This window comes from Caballeronia sp. EK (genome assembly GCF_014384845.1).
GTDB classification, from domain to species: domain Bacteria; phylum Pseudomonadota; class Gammaproteobacteria; order Burkholderiales; family Burkholderiaceae; genus Caballeronia; species Caballeronia jiangsuensis.
Genome location: NZ_JACSUE010000062.1, coordinates 1 through 3,069 on the forward strand (window position 1 = coordinate 1; position 3,069 = coordinate 3,069).

Consider the following 3,069-nt stretch of genomic DNA (forward strand, 5'->3'; position numbering starts at 1 on the left):
AACCCAGTTGCCTAATTGTCGCCTTGATCCGCTTGCCCAACTTCAGATACAGCCGAACTGCTTGAATGCGGTCTTCGTATGAGTACACGGACTACCTCCAGGTAGTCCAAGATTTTGTCCGCACCCCCATCGCGCGAGACGCGAACTCGATACCGCTCAAAAATAAAAATTCAACCCAACGCCCTATCCCATGAGCCTTCCCGTCGAATCATTTCTAATATTATGCGTACATTTTAATCAAGCTCCGCCGCGGTTTGCGGATCGACATGCGCTGGATATTAGAAGCGAAAGGGGGACCCTTCGAGTGCTCCAACACCCGGCGAGTCCCTGACCACATCACGGACAACGGGAGTCCGTTTCATGGCTACGGAACTGCTTATCGCAGGTGCTGCGATCGCACTCGCCGCGCATCCACTCAACCCATTTCGAAAACTCGAATCCACTTCGCCAAAGTGCCGTCATGGTTTGACACGTACATTTGCCGTCCAGTCGGACGGTCTCTGTCTCGCCCGCCCGGAGCACATCGAACGTACTCGGGGCCAGCCGCTGCCGGCGCAACTCGGACCATTCACCTTGGAATGCCTCACACCCGCTCCAAGGAATTCCCGTGGATGTGAAAGGAACATAGAGGATATTCGAACGTGGCAGATATTATTGGATTGACCACTCATCATCGCAGCCCCCGCCTTGAGCTGCTTTCATCTCACGAGCACATCGTAAAATCGCTTCAGTCGGTTGATTTTTCTGATCCGGCCTCGATTCAGCAAACCCGCGACAGCATCTGCAGTGCGTTGGGGGACGCCTTGGGCGATCACCTATTTGAGCACGGTGCCAAGCAAAGCGCGCTGCAGCAAGTCGCGAATTGCGTGCTGACCAGGGAGGCGCAGCGTCAGGGCTATGGCGACGTCCTGGGACTGACGTCGCAGGATACCCGGACGGCGCAAGTTATACTGGTCTCGCTCCTTTCGCAGGTGGGAGTAAGTACATTCGTCCCCGGGGAACTTAACCATGACCATGGTCACGAGGCACTGGCGTTTCACTTCGATTCCGGGCGTGAGCCGCTCGACACTCTGATGATGCTCAGTTTCCCTGCCCCGAACCTCGGCTATGAGCTAAAAGACCTGCCCGGTGGAGGCGAGCAGTTCGTTTCATCACTTCACGCGACAGCGCTTATCGAAGCACGCCATCTTGATCCAGAGGAGCTCGATCTGGAGATTCAAGCGGCAGAGACAAGGTTGAACTCACTTGCATCAACAAATGTGCAGTCGAAGTATGCGAGTTCGCAGGCGATTTTGTCTCCCCACACTGAGCTACCGCCAGAAGTGCTGCTGAAGATTCAAAGCTATATGCATAGCCAGGACCTGAATGCAATGCGCTGCGCCAACAAGGAATTTTCCAACCTAGATGCTCTCGAAGTTGCTAAGGCTAAAGCATTGACAAAGCGGATCGCCAAGATGGGAAGTACAGAAGACTTTGAGGCAGTCTTTCTGGACTTTCAGAAGCTGTCGGCAGGGTATCGGCAAAAGCCGGTGGAAACATTAATCGCGTCAATCAGCTGGCTGCCTAAAGACCTATGCCGGACACTCCTCAATCGGATCATAGCTGTTACCGAGCAGCACAACACAGATGACAAAGCCCGATCATGGATCGCCATCATGTTGCTCGAGGTGATGCTCTTGACGCGCAAAACTACGAAGGAGCTTTTTGAGCGTACTTTGAGTGCTATTGAGCAACTCAACGGGCCATACCAGAACCGATCATTCCGATTATTGGCCATACTCGCGGGAAGGATCAGATGGCTCGACGACAAAGGGGCGCGAAAAATAATGTTCGATCGTATCCTAGCAAGGATTGGACAGGTCAACGGCCACACGCAAGGGATCGTGCTGGGCAAGCTCGCCGGAGAAATCACTGGACTTCCTCGGGAGGAGCGTTTTGCATCGTGCGAACGAATCCTCGATGCAATCGAGCAATTTGACCCTTGCGACCGACATAGACCCTTGATCGCATTCGCCGGCGTAATCTACCGCGTGGCCAGACAATTGCCATCAGATCAGGTGCAGCATACCATTGGTCGCTTACTGGGAACGGCGGCGCAGCTCAATTTCACTGACCGAAAACAAATCTGCAAGGTGCTCGCTGACAATGTTGGAGAATATGTGCACTCATCTCAGCGACTGGGCGTTATAAAGAATTTGGAGTTGGCGTTGGAACTGCGTTCGCCTCCGCGCCAAGGCTGCGCCATTCAGTAGTGCCAATGGGCCTCTATAAAAATCTCTTTAACGAACTCCCGGAATGCGGCAGGAGCTTCCGTGTTGCCCGATGTCGTGCCGCAAACTCGGATGGCGTGAGGTTATTCAGTGCGCTGTGCAGCGCTCGGCTCATTACTGCCCTGACGCCATACTGGAGTTGACCCGCTTTCGTGGACATCTATCCTTTTGTTCAGGAGGTGCCCATTATGGCGAAGCACCGTACCCCGTACCCGGCGGAATTCCGGGCCCAGATAGTCGAACTGGTCAAGACCGGTCGCACGCCGGAGGAACTGGCCAAGGAGTTTGAGCCGACGACGCAAACCATCTACAACTGGGTCGCGCAGGCAGCTCGTGACGCCGGTACACGACTCGATGGGCTCACCACTGCCGAGCGCGAAGAACTTACACGCCTGCGCCGCAAGGTGCGCCAGCTTGAGCTTGAGCGAGAGATCCTCTCAAAAGCCGCGGCCTGGTTCGCACGGGAGACCGGAACGGTGCCCGAGAAGGGTTCGAGTTCATGAAAGCGAATCGGGCCGCATGGCCCATTGCCACGATGGCACGGCTGCTCGGGGTCTCCGCCAGCGGCTTTTACGCGTGGCTTGAGCGCGCACCATCGAAGCGAGCGTGCAGCGACGCCGATCTGCTCGCGCGCATCCGGGCGATCCACGCAGGCTCGCGCGGCGTCTATGGCATGCTGTGAACGCCGGTCTAAATCCGACACTAAGCGACGGCGTCGTGGAATTGATCCGCTAAACGAGCGGTTTCTCGTTGAGGAATGGCAGGGAGCGTGCAGCCGGGCACTGATGGCGCTTTGTGC

Annotated in this window: 3 protein-coding genes; all 3 read left to right on the forward strand. The window is 55.8% G+C overall.

Annotated features, from left to right (window positions below):
• The first annotated feature begins 641 nt into the window (after positions 1 to 641).
• The 3 genes from IAG25_RS40965 (at position 642) to IAG25_RS40975 (ending at position 2,952) form a co-directional block, all read left to right on the forward strand.
• A complete protein-coding gene (locus IAG25_RS40965; RefSeq protein ID WP_187609871.1) occupies positions 642 to 2,252 on the forward strand; it encodes a hypothetical protein in 1,611 nt (536 codons plus the stop codon).
• A gap of 170 nt (positions 2,253 to 2,422) precedes the next feature.
• A complete protein-coding gene (locus IAG25_RS40970; RefSeq protein ID WP_187609872.1) occupies positions 2,423 to 2,773 on the forward strand; it encodes a transposase in 351 nt (116 codons plus the stop codon).
• The gene (locus IAG25_RS40975) at positions 2,770 to 2,952 is read left to right on the forward strand and encodes a hypothetical protein (protein ID WP_187609873.1); all 183 of its coding nucleotides are present in this window, start codon (positions 2,770 to 2,772) and stop codon (positions 2,950 to 2,952) included. Before IAG25_RS40970 ends, IAG25_RS40975 begins: the two co-directional genes overlap by 4 nt.
• The last annotated feature ends 117 nt before the right edge of the window (positions 2,953 to 3,069 follow it).